We start from the raw sequence: 18,561 nt of genomic DNA on the forward strand, positions 1-18,561 counted from the left end.
TGCGGCGTGCTCTGGCGCTCTGCTCTGCTGGGCCCTGGCCTGTGATGACCGCGGGCGAGTGGGGGTGGTGTTGCCCTGATCTGCCGTCGGCCTTGTGTCCGGCAGTGGTCCTGGCAGCCGTCCCTCGAAGATGCGAGGAGGCTGTGACCGATGGATCCGGTGGCTGGGGCAGTACCGACCAGGCAGGGCAGAGGGCTGTTCCCGCAGGGACCCCGGGGGCTGGGGACTTCGGCCGCTCGTATCGTCCCAAACACGCCGACGAAACGCCAAGACATCAGCGTCCCGCCCTCACCCCGGTCCACAGCGGAACGCCGCTGGCCAGAACACTGGATCGCTTCGGCGCCGGCATCCAGCCCTGCAGCCAAGGACGCTTCCACGCCCCTGGGGGTGTCGCTGTACTGCCCGAGGCCGGTACGGGTGGACGAGCCGCTGGGAGCCGAGGTCAACGAACGGCTCCTCACCTGGGTACGGCGCGTGGGGATCTTCCCCGGCCGCCTCGACGCCGTCCGCGCGTGCAACTACGGCCGCTACGCCATGCTCATCCACCCCGACTGCGACGACCCCGAGCGGCTCCTGCTGGTCGCGCAGTGCATGGCAGCCCTGTTCGCCGTGGACGACTACTACTGCGACGACGAACGCACCGGATCCGATACCGCGCTGGTGGGAAACCGTCTCACCCTCGCCCAGAGCGCCCTGGACCCCGCTCACCTGGTGGGCGTATGGGGATACCACGAGCAGCTCGAGCGGGCACTCACCTCGGATCCCGTCCTGGTGGCACTGCGCTCCTACATCGACAACGTCGCGAGCATCGCCACCCCCGCCCAGGTGGGCAGGGTCCGCCACGAGACCGTGGCCATGTTCGTGGCCATGAACGGCGAAGCCGGCTGGCGAACCACAAAGACGACCCCCGCAGTGTGGGAGTACCTGGCTGCACGGCAGGTCAACAGCTTCCTGCCCTGCATGACGCTCATCGACGTGATCGGCGGATACGAACTGCCCGCCACCCTCTACAACCACCCGCCGGTACGCCGGGCGACCATGCTGGCGGCCAGCGCGAGCATCATCCTCAACGACCTGTACTCGATGGCCAAGGAGTCCGAACCCGGAATCGACGACGGCGGACTACCCGACGTCATCGCCGCCGAACAAGGCTGCACCACCCAAGAAGCGGTCCGCCTGAGCGCCGCCTACCACGACGAACTCGTCCACGAATTCGAAGCCGCACACCGCGAACTCACCACCACGATGCCCTCGCCACAACTCTGGCGCTACCTCACCGGACTCCACTCATGGCTCGGCGGGAACCACGAATGGCACGCCACCACGGGCCGCTACGCCACAGGAACCCGCGACCGCAGTGTGTGAGGTCGGACGCGGTCCCTCGGAGGGGCATGATTCCGCGCCGGTTGCTGCCATGCAGGAGCCATCCAGGCCTGCCGTCCACACAGGCGTTCCCGGCCTGTTGCCTACCGTGCACCGCCTGATGACCGGGCGTCCGTAGCCACCGGCGGGCCCTGAATGCGAACAGCCCCCTCGACCTGGTGGTAGAGGGGGCTGTTGCGTTGGTAGCGGGGACAGGATTTGAACCTGCGACCTCTGGGTTATGAGCCCAGCGAGCTACCGAGCTGCTCCACCCCGCGTCGGTACGGCAAGCCTACGGCACGGTTTCGGCGCCGCCCGCCAATTCTCCCCGCAGCCAGCGCAGGCCGACGGTGAGGGGCCCCACACTCGCCGCCGTGCCCGTGCCCACACAGCCGTCACCTGAGCGACCTTCCATCGTTGGGGATCTCGTCTTCGCAGGTCAGCGCGCTAGGTCACCGGCGGAGCGGAGGAGCTCATTGACCTGACGGGCGGGCTGGCCCGCGGCCGACCACAGCGGATCCGCACTCGCCCTCCGCGAAGCCACCGGCGCCCCCGTCGCCATCCACCGCGACGACGCCGACCAGCTCCGCCGCGGCGGACGCGTCGACCTCCAGCCGACCAGCCTCATGCCCCGGCTCATGAAGGTCATGCTCGCCAAGGCCGAAATCCCGGCCATAGAGCCCGACATCATCCTCGGCGACGAAGAAGACCTGACCCGCCACGGAGGAATCGGCCGGTCCTTCGTGACCCCCGGCCACACCCCCGGATCCGTCTGCGTCCTGCTCCCCGACCACAGCATCCTGGCCGGCGACGCCCTCTCCGGCGGCATGATGCGAGCCCGCATGGCCCGCAAGCCCATGTTCGCCACCGACCTGAACGCCGCCGCACACAGCATGCGCACCATCGCCGGCCACACCCCGACCACCGTCTACGTCGGCCACGGCGGCCACCTCACCGCACAGTCCGTCGCCGCACTCAAAGCCCCGTAGATCCACCACCACCCGACCCCACCGGCTCGCCTACCGCGGACACCTCATGCCGAGCACGCGAATCGCCCTCAGGCGGCCGGCGGAGGTGGCCGGCTCGGCCCCGATCGAAGATCCTTCATTCTCCGCCCGGATTGGACTCCATGGCGCGCTCGGCTTCCCCGGAGCGCTTCTCCATCTCGTCCGGCGGAACGTCCTCGATGTGCGTGGCGATGTTCCAGCGATGTCCGAACGGGTCCTCGAACTGGCCGGTGCGGTCGCCGTAGAACTCGTCCCTGATCGGCCGCAGCGCGGTGGCACCCCGGGCGAGGGCCTCGGCGAAGACCGCATCGACGTCTTCAACGTACACATGCAGGGTGACGGGCGTGCCGCCCACCGACTTCGGTGAGCGGAAGCCGAGGTCGGGGTACTCGTCCGCGAGCATGATGACCGAGCTACCGAGCTCCAGCTCGGCGTGGCCGATCTTGCCTCCGGATCCCGCCATCCTCATCCGCTCGCGCGCGCCGAGCACGGAGGCATAGAAGTCGATCGCGGCCGCGGCGCCGTCGATACAGAGGTACGGCGTGACGCGCGGATACCCCTCGGGAACGGGCTGGACAGTCACCGGCCACCTGCTTTCCGGACCGTGGAGGTCACGCCGACCGCCATCTGCGACCAGAGATATCCCGAACGCGCTGCGCATATGACCGCGCCGCGCGGCGGCCTGCCACCGGATGCCCCAAAGGGCTGCGGGCCGGCAGATCGCGGCCGACGCACACGCGAAACGGCCCGCCGTTCAAGCAGCGGGACAAGGCCGGCCCGGCCCGGAGTCACCCGTGAGGCGTGCCGTCTTGCCGCTGCGACCCTCCGCTGTCGCTGGGGACGTCATGCGGGTACTGGGTGTACAGGCCTTCCAGAAGGGCGGTCAGATAGCGGCGGGCGGTATCGACGCGAGTGGCGGGGACGCTGTGGACGTTTGCCGCGTAGGCGACTCCGCACATGAGTGGGACCAGGTCTTCGGAGGTCAGGTCCGGGCGCACCACCCCGGCACCGCGGGCGCGTTCCAGCAGCTGTGCGCCGACCGACCGCAGGGATTGCTTCAGTTCGGTGGTGCGGGGCAGGGCATCCGTGGTCGCGGCGGCGACCGTGGGCAGAGACGCGTCGGTGACCTGTGCTTCGATGGTGCAGGCCAGGAATCCGGCGAGGGCGCTCCGAGGGTTGTCGTCGGCCAGTGCCCGTTCGCCGTGGGCGACGAGTGACTCCAGGCAGGGTGTGGCGACGGTCTCCAGGAGCGCCTCGGCGGTGGAGAAATGACGGTAGACGGTGCCGACGCCCAGGGAAACGCGCCGGGCGACGTCGTTGAGCTGGAGTGGTGTGCCTTCGTCCACCAGATCGCGGGCCACGGCGACGATCCGCTCCCAGTTACGGGCGGCGTCCTTGCGAAGCGGGGCAGTCGTCATGGGGGAAGCCCAACTGGATGACTCATCCGCATTTGCCGTGGCGGTGCGGGGATCCGATGAGCCACCCGTCCCGTCAGGCAGCGAGAGGCACGAGGCGCTCAGTCAGGCGGCGGACGGCGGCGGTGCGTGGATCGATCGCCGACGGGAAGGGGCGACCGGTTGCACCTGCGTGCGGACGCCGAGGCCGGTCCGGCCGCTCAGCACGGCGTCGGTCGCGGCGAAGGGCGAAGGCTTGGCCGCCACGGACGCCGGGCCGGACGTCGAGCGTGCGAACTTCCGCTTGACCGGCGGCCAGATCAGCCGCAGCCCGGGCGAGAAGATCTTCGGGCTGACCAGGGTGCCGTTGGTCATGTCGGTCGCGGCCCGCCGGGATCCGCGGCGAAGACCGAGACGCCCCTGCCCTCAAGCCGGCCGGTCAGTTCCAGGGCTCAGGCAAGGTTGGCGAGCTTGGCGCGGCCGTACCAGTGGAATCCGTAGTAGCCGCCGGGCGGCTCGACCGCGTCGAAGGCGCGTGTAGCCACGCCGACCGCGCCTGAGGCAACGCTCACGATCCGGCTCGGAGCTCAGTCGACAACGGCGGTGGCTTCGATCTCCACAAGGTGCTCGGGTACGTCCAGAGCCGCGACGCCGATCATGCTCGCCGGCGGGACCGGTGTGGCGCCCAGCCTCTTGGCCGCCCGTGCGATGCCCTCCAGCAGCAGGGGCATCTTGTCGGGGGTCCAGTCGACGACGTACACGGTCAGCTTCGCCAGGTCTTCGAGGGTGGCGCCGACTCCACCCAGCGCGGTGGCGATGTTGACGTAGCACTGCTCGACCTGGGCGGCGAGGTCCCCTTCGCCGACCGTGACCCCGTCGGGGCCCCAGGCGACCTGTCCGGCGATGAAGACCAGCTTCGACCCGGTCGAGACCGACACCTGCCGGTAGACAGGGATTTCCGGCAATCCGTTGGGGTTGACCAGGGTGATGGCCATGCTGCCTGCCTCCGTGTGCTGTGAGAGACGCCGCGAATAGCACTCTCTTGTGGTTACTCAGAAACCGTAAGAGAGTGGTCCCTGACATGGAAGAACGCACTTTTCGGTGACTGGGGAACCTGATGGTGACCAAGCAGTACAGCGGCTCGCCCGAGGACGCGGACCTCAGGCGCGCGGACTCCCTGGCGCGGGAGATCTTCTCGGACGTCGCCAACAAATGGGCGCTCCTGATCATCGAAGCGCTGGGGGAATGCACGCTGCGGTTCAGCGAGGTGCGCGGCGAGGTCGAAGGCATCAGCCACAAGATGCTCACCCAGAACCTGCGCATGCTGGAGCGCTACGGCCTGATCGAGCGCACGGTCCACCCCGTCGTGCCGCCACGGGTCGAGTACACGCTCACCGAGCCTGGCCGGGCCCTGCGCGTCACGATCGACGGACTGTGCGACTGGACCCACCGGTACCTCGGCCACATCGAAGCCTCTCGCCACCGCTTCGACACCTGACCGAGGAACCGAGGAGGCGGCGCCCCACACTCCCCCACGACCAAGATCCGGGCCAATTGCGGGCCGGAGCCGGGCCGCCGTCAGCGAGCATCCCCATTCCGGCTGTTCAGAAGCGGTGTGGCCCGTGTACCACCAGCACACCAAGAACATACTCACCAGCTACTCCCCCAAGAAGCTCGGCTTCTTCTAGAGCAGTGAAGTCCGTTTTCCGGGTGGGGTGTTGCCTGCTCCGGGCAACACCCAACCCGGGTACTCGGCGTGATCGATTGAGCGCACCCGATCGCGGTGCCGGAAGCAACGACTGAACCCACCCCCGTGCCTGGTGGGGTCCGGGCGGCGGTCAGGCCGGGCGCGGGAGGTACGCGAGGCCGTGCGCGCCGGGCTCGCCCAGCTTGGCGATGTCCAGCCGGGCCAGGCGCTCCAGCGTCTCCAGGTCGACGATGTCGACGGTGGAGGAGACGACGCAGGCCACATAGGCGAGCCGGCCGTCGGGGGACGAGGTGATGGTCAGCGGGAAGAGGCCGACCTCGAGGTCGCCCAGCTGCTTGCGGGTGTCGGCGCAGAACACGGTGAGGCGGCCCGGTGCGTGGCGCCCGAGTCGGGAGACCGCGTCGGGCGCCATGCGCACTTCGCCCGCGAGCAGCCTTCCCGTCGAGGTCAAGTGCACGGGCAGGACGATGTCCTCTGTGGGCAGGGTGTCGACGACGGCCGCTGTCCGGGTGTCGATGACCCGGATTCCGGTGGGCGGCCGTTCCTCGGCGGTGCCGGAAAAGTTGCCGTAGGGCGCGGCGACGAAGGCGTGCGCGCCGTCGGCGGAGACGGCGAGGCCCTCGCTGCCCGGTACCTCGACCTTCGCGGTGAGCGCGCCCCGGTCGAGGTCGACGACCGACACGAACGGCGCTTCCTTGTTGGTGGCGTAGCCCGTCCGCCCCGCCCGATCGATGGCGAACCAGTGCGGGCCGGGCGCGTCCGTGTCGATCCTGCCCACAGGCCGGCGGGTCTCCGTGTCGATCACCACGACACCGCCGGGCCGGTCGTCCGCACTTTCCACACTGACGTAGAGGCGACCGCGCACCGGGTCCAGCGCCAGTCCGTGCGGCCCGTGCTCCGGGGCGAGGTCGACGACCTCGACGATGCGGCGGGTGTCAGGGTCGATGACGGCCAGTTCGGTGCGCCGGCCGCCGTTCACGTGGTAATAGCCCGAGTGGTACGTCAGGGTGCACCACAGCAGTCGCTGCGTCGGGTCGAAGCACAACTCGTGTGGCTCTGCGGGGACTTGAACATCGCCGAGGTGCCGGTCGGAGGCGGCGTCGAAGAACGAGACCGTCGGTCCGCTCTGACTGACGACGGCCAGGACGTCACCTTCCCGACCGGCACGGGGGGACTGCTGCACAGCGGCTCCTTGAAAGGGGTGAAGGGAATGCCGCGCGTCCTCGCGGGCATCTCCACTCTCCGCGCCGGAGGATGCCGCAGCAATGCAAAGATTGGCACGCGATCATTGACCCAGGCGTAAAAATGCAGCTCAGGAGGTACCGATGGATCTCAACCTGCTGCGAGTCCTGGACGCCCTGCTCCAAGAGAACAGCGTGACCCGCGCAGCGGAGCGCCTGGGCACCTCGCCCGCGGCGGTCAGCCGTACCCTGGCCCGGCTCCGCCGTGCCGTCGGCGACCCGCTGCTGGTCCGGGCCGGCCAGGGGATGGTCCCGACCCCGCGCGCCATGGAACTCCGGGAGGAGGTCGGCGCGTTGCTGCGCGGCTGCGACAACGTCTTGCGGCCCGGTCCCGGTTTCGATGCCGTGCATCTCCAGCGCACCTTCACGGTGCAGGCCACTGACCTGCTGCTGGTCGGACTGGCGGGGAGCCTGACCGAGCGGATCCACGCGGAGGCCCCGCAGGTTGACGTCGTCTTCCTGCCGGAGGCGATGGAGGGCGGCCCTGGGCTGCGGCAGGGCTGGGTGGACGTCGAACTGGGCGTCCTGGGACACCTGGACCCGGAGATCCGGACCCGGCAGCTCACGCGCATGCCGCTGGTCGGCATCGCCCGCTGCGGTCATCCCCTCTTCGACGGGCGAATCGACGCCCGCCGTTTCGCCGCGACCGACCACATCGGCATCTCCCGGCTCGGCAAGCGCCTCGGGCCCATCGACAGCGCGCTCGCGGAACTCGGGCTGCAACGCCGGACCGCGGTCGTGGTGCCCAGCCACACGAGCGCGATGATGCTCGCCCGTGACACCGATCTCGTCGCGCTCAGCCTGGCCGGCTGGCTCCCCGACACCGTCACCGCCATGGGACTGCGGACGTTTCCCATCCCCCTCGACCTGGCACCCCTGGACCTCGGGATGGCCTGGCACCCCCGCAACTCGACCGATCCGGGGCACCGCTGGTTCCGCGAGCACCTGGCGGCCGCCGTCCTGGCCCCGGCGGGACCAGGGGCGGCGGCCGCCCGCACTGCCAACTGACTTCGTCCTGCCCGACCGGTCGCACCGCGAAAGCCTGATCCGCCCTGCTCCGACGCCGAGGAGAACAGACTCCTCTCCCTGGACGAGGAACAGCGGCTGGGTCCGGCTGCCGGGTCAGACCGGTGACGCACCCGTGTTGGCCCAGGCCGTGACCCGCTTAGGGGTGCTCGGGCCGAAGGAACGCCCTGGCCCCGTCTTCCCCCCGCGGCGCCGGAATACGGGGCGGGCGGCCGAAGCGGACCGGGACTCCCGGGGAGTAGAGCACGCTGGCGGGCGGCCCGACCGGGGCCGGCAGGCCCGCCGCGGCCACCAGGCTCTCGTCGCAGTGCAGCAGCTCCGCGCGGTGCAGCGGCCAGCGGGGGTGCGTGTTCGGGAGGTAGAGCGGCCGCCCGAAGAAGGAGCTGTGCATGCCCCAGCGGGCGGTCAGGAAATGCTCGACACCGCTCGGTTCCTCGACCCGTCCGCCGATCCGTATCGCGAGGCTGCTGCGCGCGCCACGAGGTCCGGGCCAGCGTCGATCACTGCTGTACGTGACCATGGCGCCCTCCCTGCGGACCTTCATCCGCGACCAGACGTACGGAAGGCGGAACGCTGCCCGTCCGACGGCGACGGGGATCAGGCGGGACGCGTCGAGGGAGCGGAAGACCACGCCACGGCGGCCGTGGGCGTCCACGGAGTACAGGCGGACATTGGTCTCCGGGAAGGAGCCGAGGTACGGGATCCCGGGCAGGCGCAACCATCCGACGCGGTGCATCCGGAACGCGACGAGACCGACGTAGGTGACCCCGTCCAGGGTGTCCGGCCGCGTGCCGGCGGGCAGCAGCGGCGCGACGTCCGCCGGGTCGACGGGCCAGTGGAGGAAGGCCAGGTCGAGCCACGACTGGGTGAGCAACGGGCGGTCCGCCGCGTAAGGCGGGTCGGGCGTTACGGGTTCAGGGTCGGGGTCGGGGTCGGCGGTGCGCGGTGGCCTCGGCATCGCACCAGTATCCGGACGCGCCCGGCGGGCGAAGCACGCGGGGCACGCGGGGCACGGCCACGGCGCGGGCGCCCGCGCCGACCCCTCGGCAGCGCCGGCTGCCGCCCACGCTACGAGCTCGCGACGAACGCCTCAGCCAGGGAGAAGTCGTCCGATCAACACGAGCACGTCCATGGTGACCTCCCGGAGAAACGGTGGACCGAGTCACCTCATTTTCCTCACCGCTACCACGTCGGGGCTCAGGAGATCGAGGGTGGAGGCCCGACGGGCGTGGCGGTAGCGGCGTTGGCGTAGCGCCGGGCCAGGTGCGCGAAAGCGTCCTTGAGCGCGGGCGGGCCGACGACCTCGATGTCGGCGTCGAACCTGCCGATGGCGGCGGCCAGGCCTGGCCATGACCACGAGCCCAGGACGAGCCGGCAACGGTTCAGGCCAAGCTCTTCGACGACGCCGTCGCGGACGTACGGGAACACCTCGGCGGCGGGCAGGTCGAGGATCACCTCGCCGCGGCACGGCCAGCCTTCGGGGCCGCCGGAGCCGTCGTAGCCCTGGAACCTCGCGGCCACGAAGGCGGCCACGTCGCCTCCGGGCACCTCGCGCGGCGTGAAGCGGGGTCCCGTGGGGGTGCGCGGGGTGATCCGGTCGGCCCGGAAGGTACGCCAGTCCTCTCGGTCGACGTCCCAGGCGACGAGGTACCAGCGCCCGCCCCAGGTGACGAGGTGGTGGGGCTGGACCCGGCGGATCGGGCCGTCGGCGGCGGGCGCGTAGTCGAAGTACAGCACCTCGCGGGCGTGCACCGCGGCGCTGAGCGCCATCAGCACGCTGCCGTCGACCTGCGGGTCCGGCCGGGCTCCGGGCCGCTCGACGGCGGTGAACCGGAGGGTGTCGATCCTGTGGCGCAGCCGGGCGGGCATGACCTGCCTGACGGTGGCCAGTGCGCGCGCCGCGGCCTCCTCGATGCCGGCGCCGCTGGTGGTGGCGATCTGGAGGGCCACGGCCAGCGCGACGGCCTGTTCGTCGTCGAACAGCAGCGGCGGCAGCTCCGTGCCGGCGTCGAGCCGGTAGCCCCCGTCCGGGCCCTTGGCGGTCAGGATCGGGTAGCCGAGCTCGCGCAGCCGCTCGACGTCGCGGCGCACGGTGCGCGGGCTGACCTCCAGCCGGTCGGCCAGCACCTGCCCCGGCCAGTCCCGGCGGGCCTGGAGGAGCGAGAGCAGCGACAGCAGTCGCGCTGATGTCTTCTGCATGCTTCCCATCCTGCCAGGAGAAGCGGACACATCCTGTCCGCTTCTCCTGCGACGGTGGTCGTCACCGAGCGATCGGTACCAGGCGATGAATCGAGCGACGAGGAGAACCGTCATGTCCGTCAACTCCGTGACCCACCTGAACTTCCGAGGCGACGCCCGCGAGGCACTGACCTTCTACCGGTCGGTGTTCGGCGGGGAGATGGCCGTGGTCACGTACAAGGACGCCGGAAACGTCCAGGAGCCGACCGAGGCCGACCAGGTGCTGTGGGGCCAGGTGACCGCCGAGAGCGGTTTCCGCGTCATGGCCTACGACGTGCCCGCGCGCCTGCCGTGGAACCAGGGCGAGAACGCGTTCTTCATCTCGCTCCGCGGCGAGACCACCGAGGAGATCACCGGCTACTGGCAGCAGCTCTCCGAGGGCGCGACCGTCGTCCAGCCGCTGGAGCCCTCACAGTGGGCGCCCCTCTACGGAATGCTCAAGGACCGGTTCGGCGTCACCTGGGTCGCGGACGTGGTCAGCCGGTACGACGCGTCGTGAGCACCGGCACCGTCCTCGACACCAGAGCGCTCGGCCGCGCGACGCTCGCCCGGCAACTGCTGCTCGACCGCGCCGCCAGCCCGGTCCTCGACGCCGTCGCTCACCTTGGCGGCCTGCAAGCGCAGGAGCCGCAGGAACCGTTCACCGGGCTCTGGTCGCGGCTGCGCGCGTTCGACCCGGCGAGGCTGGACGACCAGCTGACCGGGCGGAGCGTGGTACGCACCCACCTCATGCGGCGCACCGTCCACCTCGTCACCGCCGGCGATGCCCTGGCCTGGCGGGCCCGCCACGACACCATGCTGCGCCAACGGGTACTCGGGACCTACCGCCGCGAGCTCGACGGGATAGACCTCGACGAGCTCGCCACGGCCGGCCGCGCGGTGCTGGCGGACGGCGAGCCCCGCTCGATGACGGAGCTCGCGCGGGCGCTCGCCGAGCGCTGGCCCTCACCGGGCCCCAGGGCACTGGGCGAGATGGTGATCGCCGCCCTCGTCCCGGTGGCGCAGCTGCCGCCGCGCGGGCTGTGGCGCACGAAGGCGGGAGTGCGCAACGTCCCGCTCTCGTCCTGGCTGGGCCGCGAGATCGCGCCGCCGTCCCCGGACGGCTCCGATCCCGTGGGCCAGGCGCTGGTACGGCGTTATCTGGCGGCGTTCGGCCCCGCGGCCTCGGCAGATCTGCGCGCCTGGTGCGGCCTCGCCGGGCTGCCGGCCGCGATCGCCGCGATGCGAGAGGAGCTCGTCGCCTTCCGCGACGAGCGGGGCCGGCAGCTGCTGGACCTTCCCGGCGCGCCACGCCCCGACCCCGACACGCCGGCACCGGTGCGGTTCCTGCCGGCGTTCGACAACGCGATCCTCGGCTACCACGACCGCAGCCGGATCATCGACGACGCCCACCGCGGCCTGTCCGTCACCGGCGCACGCGTCGTGTTGGTGGACGGCCGGGTCGCCGCGACCTGGACCGCCGACGCGGACACCGTGACCGTCACCCCGCTGCGCGGCCTCACCCGAACCGAGCACACCGCCGTCACCGAGGAGGGCCAAAGCCTTGCGTCCTTCCTGTCCGACAACGAAAGCGACCGCGTACGGATCCAGGTATGAGCTGAGGCAGGGAGGTTGTTCCTCCTCGGCCGGACAGGCGCCACGGCCTGGGAAGCATGGACTCCACTTGGGGCACGGCAGTCCCTTTGGGCATGGCTTTCAAGGGGCCGGTTTGACTGCCTGAGGGCGCAGGCTCAAGCTCAGGCTCCGCAGAGCGAGCATGCCCCCGATACCGGGCACGAAGGAGAGGCCGCGGGCCCCCGCCGAGGTGCCGGCAGCCGTGCGGGAGAACGTCATCGCGATGATGATGAGATAGGCCGCACCGTGCACGGGCCCGGCGAGCGAGGCGACCGGCGCAGCGTGCACCGTGAGCAGATTGACCAACAGGGCGAGCAGGGAGACGGCCTCGACGCCTGCCGCGACGCGCAGGACCTTCATGCTGTTCACGCTCACGCTCACGCCCCCGTCGTGGAGCCGGGGCGGACGATCATCAGGACGACGACGGCCGCCCACAGCACGTTGAACATCCCGGTGAGCATGGCCAGTCGGGAGGCGGCAGCGTCGAGGGCGCCGGTGACGTTGTCCTGCCGGTCCAGCGAGAGCAGCCGCTGCTGGCGCGGCAGGATCGCCACCGCGAGCAGGATGGCGGCGAGCGCGGTGAGGACCATCGATGTGATCAGCCACGCGTCGGTGAGGACGCCGAGCTGAGCGCCGGTGGCAAGACCGAAGACCGGCACGACGAGCCCGGCGACCGCATAGCCACGGCAGACCCGGTGCAGGAATGAAGCGACACCCCAGGAGCGCCCCTCACCCCCCGCGGGATCGGTAACCGCTTGTTTCGCGTAGCGCGGGAACATCGAGGCCGCCACGGCGATCGTTCCGACCGCGAGGATCGCAGCGAGCACGTGCACGGACAGCAGGAACTTGGTCACGGCGGGGCGTCTCCAGCCTCAGGGAAGGAAAGTAGGTCGCCAATACATTGGCTACCAATAGATAGCACGCCTACCGGTTTCTTGTGTAGGCTGCCCACCCATGAAGTCGGATGCGGTGCGCGGCCATTTGGACGGACTCCTCCTGGCGGTCCTCGAACCGGGACCCCTGCACGGATACGCGATCATCGCGGCGGTGCAGCAGCGCAGTAGCGGTGCGCTCGAACTGCGCACGGGCACCATCTATCCGGCACTCCAACGCCTGGAACGGCTCGGCCTCCTGGACAGCAACTGGGACGCCGTGGGCGAACGGCGCCGCCGCCGCTACGAGTTGACAGAGGCGGGCCGAGGCAGCCTGGCCCAGGAACGGAGCGCCTGGGCGGAGTTCGCGGCGGCGATCGGCTCGGTCCTCAACCCCGCGATCCCGCCGGCGGGACAGACCGCATGAGCATCCCGTCCGCCAAGAGGGCGCAGGTGAGGAAATCGCCCATCGACGCGGTGCGGCGCGCACCTTCGGACCCCATCGACGCGTACGCCGCCACTCTGTCGCAGGCCCTCCACGGCCCGGCGCGCGCCAAGGCCCGGATGATCGAGGAGCTGCGGGGTGGTTTGGAGGACACCGCTGCCACATACGCCGAGAGTGGTGTCCCGGCGGGGCGGGCAGTGGAGTTGGCCGTACGCGATTTCGGCACCCCGCACCTCGTGGCACCCGCCTTCCAACGCGAGCTGACCATCGCCCAGACGCGGCACACCGCGCGTGCCGCCGCGCTCGCCGTGCCATTGGTGGTGGGCTGCGCCCTGCTGGTCTGGGGCGCCGGTCACTACCGCACCGCGCAGCTACCCCACGCGTCACAGCTGCTGATCGTGCTCCTGGCCGGTGTCGCGGCGGCCTCGTCCGCGCTGGCCGCGGCCGCCCTGGCGGCCACGGGGCGCCTCGCCCGCAGGCTGCCCATGCCGAGGCAGCTCCCACGCATCGTGGCCTTGACGGGCACGGCCGCGAGCATCGCGATGGCGCTGGCCGTGTTCGCCCTCGCCGCCCTGTCCGCCACCATCACCGACTGGCGCCTGGCGGTGGCCGCCGGCGCACTCGCCGCCACTGCGCACGCCGTACTGGCCGCATCCGCCCGCGCCTGTCGGCGGTGCACCAGACTCCCTTCCGTCCAAGGGTAGGCACCGACCGCGTCGACCGAACACGCACCCCGCCCGGGTGCCCGGGTACGACTGGATCGGATCTGGAGCAGGAACGTCCGTTAAGGACGCGCCAGTTGAACTCACGGAACAATCGCTGCCGCCGGGGCCGCCGCACCCCCCTCAGGTGCGGCGGCCCCGGCGCCTTCACGGACGGCTCCGATTACTGTGCAGACACCTTCAGCAGCTTGTTCGGGGTTCCGCTGCTCGGGTTGGTGATCTTCCCCGAGGTCGCCCCTTCGATCAGGGCCTGTGCGACCTGTGCGGGCGACGCGTCCTGGTGTCCGGCCAGGTAGAGGGCCGCCGCTCCCACCACGTGCGGGGTCGCCATCGAGGTGCCGGAGATGACCTTCGTGCCGCTGTCACTGTCGTTCCAGGCGGAGGTGATGTCCGAGCCCGGTGCGTAGAGGTCCACGACCGAGCCGAAGTTGGAGAATGAGGACTGCGAGTCGTCGGATGTGCTGGAGGCCACCGTGACGGCCTCCGGGACCCGCGAGGGAGAGCCCTGCCCGGCGTCGGCGGACTCGTTGCCCGCCGCGACGGCAAAGGTGACACCAGCGGCTATCGACCGACGTACCGCCTCGTCGAGCGCCTCGTCGGCGCCACCGCCGAGGCTCATGTTGGCGACCGAGGGCCCGCTGCGATGCTGCGTCACCCAGTCGATGCCCGCCACGACCTGCTCGGTGGTGCCGGACCCGTTGTCGTCGAGCACACGGACGGCGACGACATTGGCCTTCTTGGCCACCCCGTGGGAGGTGCCCGCGATGGTGCCGGCGACGTGCGTGCCGTGCCCGTTGCCGTCGTCGGCGCTCTGGTCGCCGTCCACTGCGTCGAAGCCGTGTGCGGCCCGGCCACCGAAGTCCTTGTGACTGATCCGCACGCCGGTGTCGATGACGTAGGCCGTGACACCCTCGCCACCAGCGTCGGGGTACGTGTACTTCTTGTCCCCGGCCGTCTCCGTCTGGTCTATGCGGTCGAGGCCCCACGACGGCGGGTTGTCCTGGGTGCTGTTGATGGAGAATTTCTTGTTCTGGACGACCTTGCCCACCGCCGGATCAGCGGCGAGTCGCTTGGCGCTGGTCTCCGAAAGCCCGGACGCGGAGAAGCCGTTGACCGCCGACGCGTAGGTGCGCTTCAGCTCGCCGCCGTACTTCTTGGCGAGCGCCTGCTTATCCGCGTCCTTGTCGAGTATGACGATGTAGCTGCCGCTGAGCGCACCGGGTGCGCCGAGCCCGTACACCGTCCCCTCGGCCGGAGTGTTCGCACCGGCGAGGGGGGACATCAGCATGCAGACACCAGTTGCAGTGGCGACTCCCGTGGCCACCGCAAGGACTCGGAAGCCGCGTGAACGGGTGCGTGCGTGCTTGTGAGTTGACATGGAGAGAGAGCTCCTCGTGTTGACGTGTGGGGCGTCAAAGCATGTTGCGTGAGCCCTCCGGAGCCGGAAGATCTCCGGGGGTTCAGCTCGAAACCCTGACCGATTACCGGAGTTGATTCAAGGCCGCCCCACGTGTCAGCGTTATTCAACAAGGTTTCTTAAAGAGACCTCCTCGTCGGCCCCCCAGAATGACCACACTCTTCGAACCACCCACACATACACACAACTTCCGGATGCATTCGCGAACACGCGGCTGGAACAACGCGCGTTCGTCGCGTGGATCCGGACGTCAGGCCCGGTAGACCACCGCGTGCCGCATCCGGGTCCTGCCGCACACGGCTTCCTTCCGGACCTGCCGGCGATCCCGCCCGAGGCGGCTCGGCGGGCCAAGCCGTTCTGAGCCTGCCGGACCTTTCGGTCAGAGCGTTCGGAGGTCACGAAGCACCGCTGAGCGGACAACCACCCTGGGCGAAAGCCACACAAAGCGCCCGCACCTCATTGCTACTTCTGAGTACCCACACGGTCATGTAGCGTCCGGAACCGCTTGATCCGTTTCGGCGTTCCCGACCACCGATGAGGACTCATGATCACCCCATGCGACGCTCCGATCACCGCCGCCCTGAGACGGCGATTCAGTAAGGACGCCGCCCCTCGCACGCTTCGGGGGCTTGACACCATGAGCGCTGCTGCCCTGCCGTCCGACAGAGGAAGGCCATCTCGGACAACGGGCGGAGGAGCACTGATCCCTTGAGATTCCGGATCAATCGCCCGACCAGTTCGTTCACGCCTCCGCACCAGGAGTGGAGCCTGCCGGAGCCGGCCGCACCCGCTCCGGCCGTAGAGACCGTGGAGCCGCAGGCCGTCGAAGCGCCGCTGTCGCCCCACGAGATAGCCCTCATACGCGCCTCCGTCTCGGTGGTCGAGCCACTCGCCGCAGAGATGACGGTCTACTTCTACGCGATCCTGTTCGCCCGCTACCCCGAGGTCCGTCCCATGTTCCCGCCGGGAATGGACGCCCAGCGCGGCCGGCTGCTGCGCTCGCTGTTGCGCATCGTTGACCTGGTCGACGATCCGCAGAGCCTGGTCCGATTCTGCGGACACCTCGGACGCGATCACCGCAAGTTCGGCACGCTCAGCGCGCACTTCCCCGCCGTGGGCGAGTGCCTCCTCGCCTCCCTTGCCCGCTACGCCGGCCCCGCCTGGACCGCGGACATCGCCGCCGCCTGGACGAAGGCGTACGGCGCGGTCGCCCAGGTCATGATCAGTGCCGCCGAGGAAGACGAGGCGCTACGGCCCGCCGTGTGGCCCTGCACCGTCGTGCACCGCGTCTCGCGGGGACACGGCATCGCCGAGATCACGGTCAGCCCCCATCTGCCCTACGAGTACGCCGCCGGACAGTACGTGAGCCTGGAGGCTCCCTGGTGGCCGAAGCAATGGCGCTACTACTCGCCCGCCAACGCGCCCCGTGAGGACGGCACCCTCACCTTCCACGTGCGCGCGGTGCCCGGCGGCACGGTCAGCACCGCGCTGGTGCACCAGGCGGCGGTGGGCAGCGTGGTCCGGCTGGGGCCCCCGATGGGAGACATGGTCCTGGACGCCGCCTCCTACAACGACCTGCTCTTCGTGGCGGGCGGCACCGGCCTCGCCCCGATCCGCGCGCTCGTCGAGGAGGTCGCCCGCCGCGGCGAGCGCCACCAGGTCGACCTGTTCCTCGGCGCCCGTACCGGCGACGAGCTGTACGGGGTGGACGACATGCTCAGGATGTCCCAGCGACACCACTGGCTGACCATCAGGGGCGCGGTCTCCCACGAGTACATCCCGGGACTGCGCGGGTCCCTGCCGGACGTGCTGGCCGAGTTCGGACCGTGGCACCACCACGACGTCTATCTCAGCGGCCCGACCCAGATGGTCGTCTCCGCCACCGAGACGCTCGCGCGGGGCGGCACGCCGCCCGACCGCATCCATCACGACCCGTTCGAGACGCCCGTCCTGTCCCTTCCCTGAGCCCAGCGCTCACCCGTCCGCCAGGAGAACGCGCCCCGTGGCGATACCCCCACAGCCCTTCGGATCAGCAGGCGAGCACCGGCTGCAGCAGCAACTGGGCACCGCCGACCGCGCCGCCCGGTTCTACGACCAACAGGTACGCCCGCACCTCACACCCGAGATGCGCGAGTTCATCGGCCGCCAGGCCATGGTGTTCCTCGCCACGGCCGACTCCCGGGGAGAATGCGACGCCAGCTTCCGTGCCGGCCCACCGGGATTCGTCCACGTCATCGACGACCACACGCTCGCCTACCCCGAATTCCACGGGAACGGTGTCCTCGCCAGCGCGGGCAACATGACGGAGAACCCCCACCTCGGCATGCTGTTCGTGGACTTCACCCACCACCACGTGGGGCTGCACGTCAACGGGGTGGCCCGGCTCTACACCGACGTAGGCCTGCGCTCCCGCCACCCCGGCCTGCCCACCGGCCTCACGCCCGGGCGGAGCCCTGAGATGTGGGTCCATCTGCACATCGAAGAGGCCTACATCCACTGCTCCAAGTACTACCCCACCTGGCGCCCGCCCCCCGTCCCGCCAACCATGACGCCGTGCGCCCCAAGGACTCGAACTACTTCACCGGACTCCGCACGCCGCGATGAGTCTTCTTCCAGCTAGGGGAAGTCCGCTGTCGGCAGAGGGTGTTGCCCTCCCCGAACAACACCCTCCGCGGCCGGCCCCGCGGTTCGGACGGCGAGCCGGGAGAGGGCGTCCCCGGTGGGAGTGCCGGCAACGGGTTGGTAGACGATGAGTTGTTGGCCCGGGGCGGCGCGGACGTCGAAGGACTGGTAGGTCACGGCCAGGGAGCCCACCGTCGGGTGGTGCAAGTGCTTGGTGTCCAGGGTCTTGCTCAGGGCGTCATGGGTGGCCCAGAGGCGGGCGAAGTCCGGACTGCCGGCGGTCAGGGTGCGCAGGAGAGACCGCAGGCGTGGGTCGTCCGGTGTGATGCCGCAGGTCTGCCGAAGGTGGGCCGCGGTGGCCCTGGCCGTACAGGTCCAGTCGGTGTAGAAGTCCCGTCCGGCCGGGTCGAGGAAGACCATGCGCGCCAGGTTGTCCACCGCCGCGAACGGTGAATGCAGGGCCTCGGCGCGGGGGTTGGCGGCCAGGACGTCCAGGGCTGCATTGATGACGAACGCCGGGGTGTCGGAAAAGCCGTCCAGGAGTTGGCGGAGGGCCGGGCTGATCCGGTCGGTGGCCGACCGGTCGGCCGGGGGTGCGCCGGCCAGGCGGTGCAGGTGGGCGTGGGTGTCGGGAGCCAGGCGCAGGGCCCGGCCGAGGGCGTCGAGGACTTGGGGCGAGGGATGGCGTTCGCGGCCCTGCTCCAGCCGGGCGTAGTAGTCCGCGTTCATTCCGGCCAGGTCGGCGACCTCTTCGCGCCGCAGGCCGGTGACCCTGCGTACGCCGTGGCTCGCAACGCCGACGTCCTGTGGCCCCAGGGCCGCCCTGCGCGCGCGGAGGAACTCTCCGAGGAGATTGCCGGTCACGGTCATGGCCTCAGGCCAGGGGCGGGCGA

The 18,561-nt window shown here is 70.3% G+C and carries 19 protein-coding genes, 1 tRNA gene and 2 pseudogenes; 10 read left to right on the forward strand and 12 right to left on the reverse strand.

The features are described from left to right. The first annotated feature begins 150 nt into the window (after positions 1-150). Entirely contained in the window at positions 151-1,365 is a 1,215-nt protein-coding gene (locus tag OG247_RS07360; protein WP_327251473.1) for a family 2 encapsulin nanocompartment cargo protein terpene cyclase, read from the forward strand. Positions 1,366-1,563: 198 nt separating this feature from the next. Here OG247_RS07360 and OG247_RS07365 read toward each other — a convergent pair. Beyond that, positions 1,564-1,640: transfer RNA gene (locus OG247_RS07365), tRNA-Met, on the reverse strand. A gap of 237 nt (positions 1,641-1,877) precedes the next feature. Here OG247_RS07365 and OG247_RS07370 point away from each other — a divergent pair. Continuing rightward, a pseudogene (locus OG247_RS07370) lies at positions 1,878-2,351 on the forward strand (MBL fold metallo-hydrolase); the annotation flags it as partial. Positions 2,352-2,466: 115 nt separating this feature from the next. Here OG247_RS07370 and OG247_RS07375 read toward each other — a convergent pair. From OG247_RS07375 to OG247_RS07390, 4 genes are all read right to left on the reverse strand, one after another. Next, on the reverse strand, positions 2,467-2,952 hold the full coding sequence (locus OG247_RS07375) for a VOC family protein (protein ID WP_327251474.1): 486 nt from the start codon (positions 2,950-2,952) through the stop codon (positions 2,467-2,469). A 205-nt stretch (positions 2,953-3,157) separates the two neighbouring features. Further along, positions 3,158-3,787, reverse strand: coding sequence for a TetR/AcrR family transcriptional regulator (locus OG247_RS07380; RefSeq protein ID WP_327251475.1), 630 nt, complete (start codon positions 3,785-3,787; stop codon positions 3,158-3,160). A gap of 102 nt (positions 3,788-3,889) precedes the next feature. Beyond that, the gene (locus OG247_RS07385) at positions 3,890-4,138 is read right to left on the reverse strand and encodes a hypothetical protein (RefSeq protein WP_327251476.1); all 249 of its coding nucleotides are present in this window, start codon (positions 4,136-4,138) and stop codon (positions 3,890-3,892) included. Positions 4,139-4,350: 212 nt separating this feature from the next. Then, the gene (locus tag OG247_RS07390) at positions 4,351-4,758 is read right to left on the reverse strand and encodes a RidA family protein (RefSeq protein ID WP_327251477.1); all 408 of its coding nucleotides are present in this window, start codon (positions 4,756-4,758) and stop codon (positions 4,351-4,353) included. 122 nt (positions 4,759-4,880) lie between these two features. On the opposite strand from OG247_RS07390, the gene OG247_RS07395 reads away from it, so the two are divergent. Further along, positions 4,881-5,261 carry a winged helix-turn-helix transcriptional regulator gene (locus tag OG247_RS07395; RefSeq protein ID WP_327251478.1) on the forward strand — a complete coding sequence of 127 codons (381 nt, stop codon included), beginning with the start codon at positions 4,881-4,883 and terminating at the stop codon, positions 5,259-5,261. A 340-nt stretch (positions 5,262-5,601) separates the two neighbouring features. Here OG247_RS07395 and OG247_RS07400 read toward each other — a convergent pair whose 3' ends face one another. Further along, positions 5,602-6,654 (reverse strand): YncE family protein, encoded by a 1,053-nt coding sequence (locus OG247_RS07400; RefSeq protein WP_327251479.1) that lies wholly within the window; start codon positions 6,652-6,654, stop codon positions 5,602-5,604. Between the two features lie 142 nt (positions 6,655-6,796). Between OG247_RS07400 and OG247_RS07405 the strand changes: the two genes are divergently transcribed. Next, on the forward strand, positions 6,797-7,720 hold the full coding sequence (locus tag OG247_RS07405; protein ID WP_327251480.1) for a LysR family transcriptional regulator: 924 nt from the start codon (positions 6,797-6,799) through the stop codon (positions 7,718-7,720). A 157-nt stretch (positions 7,721-7,877) separates the two neighbouring features. On the opposite strand, the gene OG247_RS07410 is transcribed toward OG247_RS07405, so the two are convergent. Continuing rightward, positions 7,878-8,696 (reverse strand): YqjF family protein, encoded by an 819-nt coding sequence (locus tag OG247_RS07410; RefSeq protein WP_327251481.1) that lies wholly within the window; start codon positions 8,694-8,696, stop codon positions 7,878-7,880. Positions 8,697-8,935: 239 nt separating this feature from the next. Then, positions 8,936-9,937 (reverse strand): helix-turn-helix transcriptional regulator, encoded by a 1,002-nt coding sequence (locus OG247_RS07415; protein ID WP_327251482.1) that lies wholly within the window; start codon positions 9,935-9,937, stop codon positions 8,936-8,938. Between the two features lie 112 nt (positions 9,938-10,049). On the opposite strand from OG247_RS07415, the gene OG247_RS07420 reads away from it, so the two are divergent. After that, on the forward strand, positions 10,050-10,475 hold the full coding sequence (locus OG247_RS07420; RefSeq protein ID WP_327251483.1) for a VOC family protein: 426 nt from the start codon (positions 10,050-10,052) through the stop codon (positions 10,473-10,475). Then, a complete protein-coding gene (locus tag OG247_RS07425) occupies positions 10,472-11,572 on the forward strand; it encodes a winged helix DNA-binding domain-containing protein (RefSeq protein ID WP_327251484.1) in 1,101 nt (366 codons plus the stop codon). The genes OG247_RS07420 and OG247_RS07425 overlap by 4 nt, the downstream gene beginning before the upstream one ends. Before the next feature lie 99 nt (positions 11,573-11,671). Here the strand turns inward: OG247_RS07425 and OG247_RS07430 are convergent, their stop codons facing one another. Together OG247_RS07430 and OG247_RS07435 are read right to left on the reverse strand one after the other, a co-directional pair. Then, positions 11,672-11,965, reverse strand: a complete 294-nt coding sequence (locus OG247_RS07430) for a DUF3817 domain-containing protein (RefSeq protein ID WP_327251485.1) — start codon at positions 11,963-11,965, stop codon at positions 11,672-11,674. A 2-nt stretch (positions 11,966-11,967) separates the two neighbouring features. After that, the gene (locus OG247_RS07435; RefSeq protein ID WP_327251486.1) at positions 11,968-12,444 is read right to left on the reverse strand and encodes a hypothetical protein; all 477 of its coding nucleotides are present in this window, start codon (positions 12,442-12,444) and stop codon (positions 11,968-11,970) included. A 100-nt stretch (positions 12,445-12,544) separates the two neighbouring features. Here OG247_RS07435 and OG247_RS07440 point away from each other — a divergent pair, with 100 nt between their 5' ends. Together OG247_RS07440 and OG247_RS07445 are read left to right on the forward strand one after the other, a co-directional pair. Further along, positions 12,545-12,889 (forward strand): PadR family transcriptional regulator, encoded by a 345-nt coding sequence (locus tag OG247_RS07440; RefSeq protein WP_327251487.1) that lies wholly within the window; start codon positions 12,545-12,547, stop codon positions 12,887-12,889. After that, positions 12,886-13,611: a permease prefix domain 1-containing protein gene (locus OG247_RS07445; RefSeq protein ID WP_327251488.1), complete on the forward strand. Its 726-nt coding sequence runs from the start codon at positions 12,886-12,888 to the stop codon at positions 13,609-13,611. The genes OG247_RS07440 and OG247_RS07445 overlap by 4 nt, the downstream gene beginning before the upstream one ends. 181 nt (positions 13,612-13,792) lie before the next feature. On the opposite strand, the gene OG247_RS07450 is transcribed toward OG247_RS07445, so the two are convergent. After that, positions 13,793-15,007 (reverse strand): S8 family peptidase, encoded by a 1,215-nt coding sequence (locus tag OG247_RS07450; RefSeq protein ID WP_327251489.1) that lies wholly within the window; start codon positions 15,005-15,007, stop codon positions 13,793-13,795. 747 nt (positions 15,008-15,754) lie between these two features. Here OG247_RS07450 and OG247_RS07455 point away from each other — a divergent pair. Beyond that, entirely contained in the window at positions 15,755-17,011 is a 1,257-nt protein-coding gene (locus tag OG247_RS07455; RefSeq protein ID WP_327251490.1) for a globin domain-containing protein, read from the forward strand. 37 nt (positions 17,012-17,048) lie between these two features. Further along, positions 17,049-17,650, forward strand: a pseudogene (locus OG247_RS07460) (pyridoxamine 5'-phosphate oxidase family protein). 12 nt (positions 17,651-17,662) lie between these two features. Here the strand turns inward: OG247_RS07460 and OG247_RS07465 are convergent. Next, complete coding sequence (locus OG247_RS07465) at positions 17,663-18,532, reverse strand: helix-turn-helix transcriptional regulator (RefSeq protein ID WP_327257369.1); 870 nt, start codon at positions 18,530-18,532, stop codon at positions 17,663-17,665. Between the last annotated feature and the right edge of the window lie 29 nt (positions 18,533-18,561).

The sequence above is a fragment of the Streptomyces sp. NBC_01244 genome, from assembly GCF_035987325.1.
Lineage (GTDB): Bacteria > Actinomycetota > Actinomycetes > Streptomycetales > Streptomycetaceae > Streptomyces.